Here is a 7858-nt window from a genome sequence, read left to right as displayed (position 1 = left end):
AGATCGGTGGTTCCGGCCACGAAGTACATGGCCAGGATCGCCAGCAGCATCAGCACCGAGCCGAGCAGCGTGTAGAGGAAGAACTTGAAGGCTGCATACACGCGCCGGGCGCCGCCCCAGACGCCGATGATCAGGAACATCGGGATCAGCACGCCTTCGAAGAAGACGTAGAAGAGCATGAAGTCCAGGGCGCAGAACATGCCCACCATCAGGGTCTCCAGGACCAGGAAGGCGATCATGTATTCCTTGACGCGGACCTTTACCGACTCCCAGCTCGCGAGGATGCAAAGAGGGGTCAGGAATGTCGAGAGCAGGACGAACAGCACCGAAATGCCGTCGACGCCCATATGGTAGTTGATGTTGAACGCGGGGATCCAGTCCGCGCGCTCGACCATCTGGAATGCTGCGGTCGTGTTGTCGAAGTTCAACCAGATGAACAAGGACAGCACGAAGGTGATCAGCGAGGTCCACAACGCCACATTACGCGCGTTGCGCGCCACTACGTCAGGCTCACCGCGGATCAATAAGATGAACGCGGCTCCGACGAGCGGCAGGAATGTCGTTAGCGACAGGATGGGCCAGCCAGCCATGATCAGTCTTGCCTCGCCGTATCAACCGAAGAAGTAGAACCAGCCGACGAGCAGGACCACGCCGATCACCATGACGAATGCATAGTGATAGACGTAGCCGGACTGCAAGCGGGCGGCACGAAAAGCGACGTCGCGGGTTGCGGCGGCGATGCCGTCAGGTCCGACGCCATCGATGATGGCGCCGTCACCCGATTTCCAGAGGCCGTAGCCCAGATACCGGGCCGGCTGGACGAACAGCCGGTCGTACAACTCGTCGAACATCCACTTGCGATAGACGAACCGGTAAAGCCCGCCGAGCGCATTCGTGACGATGCCGGGGAGTTGCGGCATGAACATGTAGAACAGGTAAGCCAGACCAATGCCGATCACGCCCGCGATGAAGGGAGCCAACGGGACCCAGGAGGGAACGTGGTGCGCCGCTTCGATCGTGTCGTGTTCATGGAGCACGAAGATGGCTTCGCCCCAAAAAGCCTCCCGGCCCTCGCCGACGAACCAGTTGTAGGCGAACATACCCGAGAACAGGGCGCCGACGGCGAGAACCGCAAGCGGAACCGTCATGATCGCAGGGCTCTCGTGGACATGGGCCATGACCCGGTCATTGGCGCGTGGCCGGCCGTGGAAGGTCAGGATGATCAGCCGCCAGGAGTAGAAAGCGGTCATCAGCGCGGCGGCGATGCCGAGCCAGAAGGCATAGGCGCCGACGCCGGAGTGCGCCGCATAGGCCGCTTCCAGGATCATATCCTTGGAGTAGTAGCCGGCAAAGAAAGGAATGCCCGCCAAGGCAAGGCTGCCAATCCACATCATCGCATAGGTGATAGGGATCAGGCGCCAGATACCGCCCATCTTCCTGATGTCCTGCTCGTCCGACATCGCGTGGATCACCGATCCGGCGCCGAGGAACAGCAGGGCCTTGAAGAAGGCGTGGGTCATCAGGTGGAACATTGCGGCGCTGTAGGCGGACACGCCGAGCGCGAAGAACATGTAGCCGAGCTGGCTCATCGTCGAGTAGGCGATGACCCGCTTGATGTCATACTGCGTCAGACCGATCGTCGCGGCGACGAAGGCCGTCGAAGCACCCACGATCGCGATGACGTTGAGGGCAATCGGCGCGTATTCGAAGATCGGCGACAGACGCGCGACCATGAAAACTCCGGCGGTCACCATCGTCGCGGCATGGATCAGCGCCGACACGGGCGTCGGGCCTTCCATGGCGTCCGGCAGCCAGGTATGGAGACCCAACTGCGCCGACTTGCCCATGGCGCCCATGAACAGCAGCAGGCAGGCGACGGTCAGGGCATCCAGGTTGAAGCCCAGGAAGTTCATCGTCTGCCCTGCCTTGCCGGCGGCAGCAGCGAACACCGTGTCGAAGTGGACGGAGCCGAACAGGTAGAAGATCGCCATGATGCCGAGCGCGAAACCGAAGTCGCCGACCCGGTTCACGATGAAGGCCTTCATGGAAGCGTTGTTGGCGCTGGGCTTCTCGTACCAGAAGTTGATCAGCAGGTACGAAGCGACGCCGACGCCTTCCCAGCCGAAATACATCTGAACGAAGTTGTCGGCCGTCACCAGCATCAGCATGAAGAAGGTGAACAGGCTGAGATAGGCCATGAACCGCGGCTTGTGGTGGTCATGGCTCATATAGCCGATGGAATAGACATGGACCATCGACGAGACTACGTTGACCACGATCAGCATGACCGCTGTCAGCGTATCGAACTTCAGGGCCCACGAAACCTCGAAGGTGCCGCTGTCGATCCAGGTAAAGAGTTCGATCGTCCGGGCATTGCCGTGAAGCGCCACGTCCACGAACAGCCAGATCGAAAGCAGTGCGGACAGCAGAACGGCGCCGGACGTGATGTACTGGGCCCCCCGGTCGCCGATCAGGCGCCCGAAGAACCCGGCGATGAATGCCGCAAGCAGCGGCAGGAAAATTGCTGCAATTTCCATGATCGCCGCCTCAGCCCTTCATCATATTGATGTCATCCACCGCGATGGTGCCGCGATTGCGGAAGTAGACGACGAGAATGGCAAGACCGATGGCAGCCTCGGCAGCGGCGACGGTCAGGATGAACATCGCGAACACTTGACCGACAAGGTCATTGAGGAACACCGAGAACGACACCAGATTGATGTTGACTGCCAGCAGGATCAACTCGACGGACATCAGGATGATGATCACGTTCTTCCGGTTCAGGAAGATTCCGAAAACGCCGAGCGTAAACACGATCGCCGCGACGGTGAGGTAATGGGCGAGACCGATTTCCATTCAGACACCTCCCCGGGTCGGCACCTTGCGGATCGCGACCACTTCGTCCCGACGGCGCGAAACCTGATTGCTGATGTTCTGACGGCGTACGCCCTCACGCGACCGCAGGGTCAGCACGATGGCGCCGATCATCGCGATCAGCAGGATCAGGCCGGATGCCTGGAACAGATAAACGTAACGCGTATAGATCAGCAATCCCAGCGCATGGGTGTTGGTGACCTGATCGGGTGTCGGGGTCGGAGCCGCGACGACCGTCGTAAGATCCGGTGCTATGACCCAGGTTCCCAATACCAGCGCCAGCTCCACCAGCAGGACAATCCCTACGGTGATCCCGATCGGCAGGTATTGCAGAGTGCCCGCCCGGAGTTCGCGGAAGTTGATGTCCAGCATCATGACCACGAACAGGAACAGCACTGCGACGGCACCGACATAGACGATCACCAGGATCATCGCCACGAACTCCGCGCCGATCAGCACGAAAAGGCCCGCCGCGTTGAAGAAGGCAAGGATCAGGAAGAGCACGGAGTGCACGGGGTTGCGGGCCGTTATGACCATGACGGCTGATGCCACCAGGATCGCGGCAAAAAGGTAGAAGGCCAGGCTCTGCACGATCATGGCGTTCCCCGCCTCTTAAGATGAGGGAAGGTGTCTGTGCTCACTTCCAGGTCCCTTTGTCGGGTTCTTGCAGTGTCTTGCGGACCATCCGGGGACACGCCGCCGTAGCGGCGCGGACCCCACATGTGTTGGGGCTTTTTAGCGGTAGGGAGCGTCCGTCGCAACATTGGAGGCCAGCTGGGCTTCCCAGCGGTCGCCGTTCGCGAGCAGCTTTTCCTTGTTGTAGAAGAGTTCCTCACGGGTTTCCGTGGCGAACTCGAAATTCGGACCTTCGACGATCGCGTCGACCGGGCAGGCCTCCTGGCACAGACCGCAATAGATGCACTTCGTCATGTCGATATCGTAGCGCGTCGTCCGGCGGCTGCCATCGTCACGCGGCTCGGCCTCGATCGTGATGGCCAGCGCCGGGCAAACAGCCTCGCACAGCTTACAGGCGATGCAGCGCTCTTCCCCGTTGGGATAACGTCGCAACGCGTGCTCTCCACGGAACCGCGGGCTGATCGGCCCCTTCTCGAACGGATAGTTCAGGGTAACCCGCGGCCGGAACATGTAGCTGAAAGTCAGGCCCAGTCCGGACAGCAATTCCGTCAGGAAGAAGCCCCGCGCAGTGCGATCCAGCAATGCCATGTTTTCAGTTCTCCTGTCATGGAGCCGGCGAAACTTCTAGTCCGCCGGACACGCATGAAATCATGCAAGGGTTACGAGGGCAGCCAGCCGAAGGTGACGAGGACACCGGCGGTCAGGACGACCCAGAACAGCGAGAACGGCAGGAAGATCTTCCAGCCCAACCGCATCAGCTGGTCATAGCGATAGCGAGGCACCGTCGCGCGGACCCATAGGAACACGAAGAGCACAAACGCGATCTTCAACGCGAACCAGATCGGCCCGGGTATCCAGTTGAACGGCGCGATATCGAACGGCGGCAGCCAGCCGCCCAGGAACAGGATCGACGTCATCGCGCTCATGAGGATCATGTTCGCGTATTCGCCGAGGAAGAACAGGGCGAAGGTCATCGCCGAATATTCGACGTTATAACCGCCGACCAATTCCGACTCGCCTTCCGGCAAGTCGAACGGAGCGCGGTTCGTCTCGGCCAGGGCTGAGATGAAAAAGACGACGAACATCGGCAGCAGCGGGATCGCGAACCATACCGTTCGCTGAGCGTTGACGACGTCGCTCAGGTTGAGCGACCCGACGCAGAGCAGAACGGTGATGATCACGAAGCCGATGGACACTTCGTAGGAGACCATCTGCGCCGCCGATCGGAGACCGCCGAGGAAGGCGTATTTCGAGTTGGACGCCCAGCCGGCCATGATGATGCCGTAGACGCCCAGGGACGAAATCGCGAACAGATACAGCACGCCGACATTGATGTCGGCGAGTACCATCCCATCGTCGAACGGGATCACCGCCCAAGCGATCAACGCCAGAAGGAAAGTCAGCATCGGAGCGAAAACGAACACCATGCGGTTTGCACCGGCAGGGATCACCGTTTCCTTGCCAAGCAGCTTCAGGCCATCGGCCATCGGCTGCAACAGGCCGAAAGGACCGACGATGTTCGGTCCCTGGCGAAGCTGCATGGCCGCCAGCACTTTGCGTTCCGCATAAGTCAGGTAGGCGATACCCACCATCAACGGGACGATGATCGCTACGATCTGGAGAACGATGATAATCGTCGGCCAAGCGTAGCCGGTCCAGAGTTCAGCCATGGGTGCCGGTCCTCTCCCTGGCGGCCAGCACGAACGTCTCGGTGCATTTGGCCATGGTGGCCGAGGCGCGGCTGATCGGGTCGGTCATGTAGTAGTTTTCGATAATCGGCTCGAACGGTGCGTTTTCGATCGTGCCGGCACGACCGAACGTACCCCACTCGGCCGCAACCAGAGCTTCGATGCTACGGAAAACGGGGCTGGCGTCGGCCAAGCGCTTCCGCACCTGAGACAAGCTGTCATAAGGCAGCTTGACACCGAGTTGTTCGCCCAAAGCCCGGATAATCTTCCAGTCCTCGCGCGCCTCGCCCAATGGGAATGCAGCCATGCGAGCCATCTGGACCCGGCCCTCGGTGTTCACATACAGGCCGTTCTTTTCGGTGTACGCGGCTCCGGGCAGGATCACGTCGGCACGGTGGGCGCCACGGTCGCCATGATGCCCCTGGTAAATCACGAAAGCCTTGCCGAGGCTTGTAGTGTCGATTTCGTCAGCACCCAGAAGGTAGACGACGTCGATTTGTCCCGCGCTTGCGGCCGACAGGATTTCCGCAGTCGCTTTACCGCCCTGCCCAGGCAGGAAACCGAGTTCCAGGCCGCCGACCCGTGCCGCAGCCGTGTGCAGCACGTTGAAGCCGTTCCAGCCGTCCTGGATCAGATTGAAGCTTTCGGCCAACTGGCGAGCCAGAGCATGGACCGCCGGACCGTCGGCTCGGCGCAATGCACCTGAGCCGAGGATCAGCATCGGCCGCTTGGCATCCTTCAGCACGTCACAGAAGGCGTGCTTGCCGTCGACCACATCTTGGAGCGTCTGAGGACCGGCGCCCAGGTATGTAGTCGGATATGTCAGATCCAGCTGCTGACCGATGACGCCGACCTTCAACCCGCCCATCAGGTAACGCTTGCGGATACGGGCGTTGACCATCGCCGCTTCCCAGCGGGGATTGGTCCCGATCAGCAGGATCGCATCCGCCTGCTCGATGCCGGCGATCGTCGTGTTGAACAGGTAGCCGGCGCGGGCGGAAGTGTCGAAGACTGCGCCGTCCTGGCGGCAGTCGAGGTTCCTGGATCCCAGACCCTCGACCAGATCCTTGAGCGCCACCATCGACTCGGCGTCGACCAGATCGCCGGCCAGCGCCGCGATCCGTTCGCCCGGCACACCCTTGACCTTGGCGGCGATGGCCGCGAAGGCTTCGGCCCAGGTGGCCGGCTGAAGCTTGCCGTCCTTGCGGACATAGGGACGGTCCAGCCGCTGGCGCTTCAGACCGTCGTAGGAGAAGCGGCTCTTGTCGGCCAGCCACTCTTCGTTGACGTCCTCGTTGAGGCGCGGGATGACGCGCATCACTTCCGGGCCGCGCGTATCGACGCGGATGTTGCTGCCGACCGCATCCATCACATCGATGGTCTCGGTCTTCCGCAGTTCCCAGGGACGGGTCGTGAAAGCATAAGGCTTCGAGGTCAATGCTCCGACCGGACAGACATCGATCAGGTTGCCGGACAGCTCCGACGAAATGGCCTGCTCGATGTAGGTGCCGATCTCCATATGCTCGCCGCGACCGGTGGCACCCAGCTCGGGAACGCCGGCGATTTCGTCCGCAAAGCGGATACAGCGGGTGCAGTGGATACAGCGGGTCATGATCGTCTTGATCAGCGGCCCGAGATACTTGTCCTTGACCGCCCGCTTGTTCTCCTGGAACCGCGACCGGTCGAAGCCGTAACCCATCGCCTGGTCCTGGAGATCGCACTCGCCGCCCTGATCGCAGATCGGGCAATCCAGCGGGTGGTTGATCAGCAGGAACTCCATGACGCCCTTGCGGGCCTTATGGACCAGATCGGTATTGGTCTTGATGACCATGCCTTCACCGCAGGGCATGGCACAGGATGCGACAGGCTTGGGAGCCTTTTCCATCTCGACCAGACACATGCGGCAGTTAGCGGGAACCGACAGCCGTTCGTGATAGCAGAAGCGCGGGATTTCGATGCCGATCTGCTCGCAGGCCTGCAGCACGGAAGTACCCGGCTCGACCTCGACCTCGATCCCGTCAATCGTTAGTTTGGGCATAGTGATGTCTCGTCGCTACGTTCGGCTACCGGTTCATTCCGCCGCGACACGCTGGGTGCCGGTATACTGGAGGATGCGCCGTTCCATTTCGGGGCGGAAATGCCTGATGAGGCCTTGAACCGGCCAGGCCGCCGCGTCACCCAGGGCGCAGATCGTGTGCCCCTCGATTTCCTTGGTGACGTCGAACAGCATGTCGATCTCGTCGATACGGGCCTTACCCTGCACCATGCGTTCCATCACGCGCCACATCCAACCCGTGCCTTCGCGGCAGGGTGTGCATTGGCCGCAGCTTTCGTGCATGTAGAACTTCGACAGGCGTGCGATCGCTTTCACGACATCGGTCGACTTGTCCATCACGATGACGGCGGCCGTGCCAAGACCCGAGCGCTGATCGCGGAGACTGTCGAAGTCCATCAGGACCGTATCGCAGATCGACCGCGGCAGAAGCGGAACGGACGAGCCGCCGGGAATGATCGCCAGCAGGTTGTCCCACCCGCCGCGCACGCCGCCGGCATGCTTTTCGATCAGCTCCCTCAGCGGAATGCCCATCTCCTCTTCCACGTTGCACGGATTGTTCACGTGCCCGGAGATGGAGAAGACCTTCGTGCCGGTGTTCTTCGGA

Annotated in this window: 8 protein-coding genes; all 8 read right to left on the bottom strand. The window is 61.1% G+C overall.

All coding sequences use genetic code 11. From position 1 onward, the window contains the following. A partial coding sequence (locus AC5JJ6_RS32320) for a proton-conducting transporter transmembrane domain-containing protein (protein WP_496045983.1) occupies positions 1–590 on the bottom strand: 590 nt, incomplete at its 3' end. 21 nt (positions 591–611) lie between these two features. Beyond that, on the bottom strand, positions 612–2537 hold the full coding sequence (nuoL, locus tag AC5JJ6_RS32315) for an NADH-quinone oxidoreductase subunit L (RefSeq protein WP_496045982.1): 1926 nt from the start codon (positions 2535–2537) through the stop codon (positions 612–614). 10 nt (positions 2538–2547) lie between these two features. After that, the gene (nuoK, locus tag AC5JJ6_RS32310) at positions 2548–2856 is read right to left on the bottom strand and encodes an NADH-quinone oxidoreductase subunit NuoK (RefSeq protein ID WP_044426150.1); all 309 of its coding nucleotides are present in this window, start codon (positions 2854–2856) and stop codon (positions 2548–2550) included. Then, the gene (locus AC5JJ6_RS32305) at positions 2857–3471 is read right to left on the bottom strand and encodes an NADH-quinone oxidoreductase subunit J (RefSeq protein ID WP_496045981.1); all 615 of its coding nucleotides are present in this window, start codon (positions 3469–3471) and stop codon (positions 2857–2859) included. A gap of 138 nt (positions 3472–3609) precedes the next feature. Then, entirely contained in the window at positions 3610–4098 is a 489-nt protein-coding gene (nuoI, locus tag AC5JJ6_RS32300; RefSeq protein WP_044426147.1) for an NADH-quinone oxidoreductase subunit NuoI, read from the bottom strand. Positions 4099–4169: 71 nt separating this feature from the next. Beyond that, on the bottom strand, positions 4170–5180 hold the full coding sequence (gene nuoH, locus AC5JJ6_RS32295) for an NADH-quinone oxidoreductase subunit NuoH (RefSeq protein ID WP_044426146.1): 1011 nt from the start codon (positions 5178–5180) through the stop codon (positions 4170–4172). Beyond that, positions 5173–7236: an NADH-quinone oxidoreductase subunit NuoG gene (nuoG, locus tag AC5JJ6_RS32290; RefSeq protein ID WP_496045980.1), complete on the bottom strand. Its 2064-nt coding sequence runs from the start codon at positions 7234–7236 to the stop codon at positions 5173–5175. The genes nuoH and nuoG overlap by 8 nt, the downstream gene beginning before the upstream one ends. Positions 7237–7269: 33 nt before the next feature. Continuing rightward, positions 7270–7858, bottom strand: a 589-nt coding sequence (locus tag AC5JJ6_RS32285) for an NADH-ubiquinone oxidoreductase-F iron-sulfur binding region domain-containing protein (RefSeq protein WP_496045979.1), incomplete at its 5' end; no start/stop codon positions are given.

This window comes from Skermanella sp., from assembly GCF_059503625.1.
This window is presented reverse-complemented; position numbering and strand designations above follow the sequence as displayed.